General features: G+C 49.6%; 1 protein-coding gene. It reads right to left on the bottom strand.

Annotated features, from left to right (window positions below; all coding sequences use genetic code 11):
• Window positions 1–438 (bottom strand): formate/nitrite transporter family protein (locus tag K0039_RS20925; protein WP_228106849.1); only part of this gene is annotated, 438 nt, incomplete at its 3' end.
• Between the last annotated feature and the right edge of the window lie 44 nt (window positions 439–482).

Below are 482 nucleotides of genomic sequence, written 5' to 3' on the forward strand. Positions count from 1 at the left end.
ACCCAGCAGCACGACGCCCCATAACCGTATAAGTAAGCCGACGTTGCTCATTGTCGGTTTTTGCATGACGGGTAGTACCGCAGTCACGGTATTTTCGGTAAATAATTGCTGGCGGGCCATAATGACGATAATAAAACCAAAGGTATAACCGAGATTCTCCAGCAAGAAGCTGCCCGGCACACCTTCCAGTTCGACTTGAAATATCCCTTTTGCCAGTAACGAAGCGCCCATCGACAGACCCGCCGCAATGGCTGACCACAGTAGCGCCATTGCGTCGCGTTCCAGCTCTTTTTCACCATCCTGGCGGATATGCTCATGAATTGCCATCGCCCGGGAGGGGAGTCGGTCTTCATCTATTTCTATTTTTTTGCCGCGCTCTTTTTCTTCGCTCTCAACTTCAATTTCGTCGCTGTGTTGATCAATTTTGTCGTTGTCCATGGTCTCTTCTCTTGAATTAGCACGTATAGCTAAAGCGTAGCGGC

Origin of the sequence: Terrisporobacter mayombei, from assembly GCF_020748465.1 — a bacterium.
GTDB classification, from domain to species: domain Bacteria; phylum Bacillota; class Clostridia; order Peptostreptococcales; family Peptostreptococcaceae; genus Terrisporobacter; species Terrisporobacter mayombei.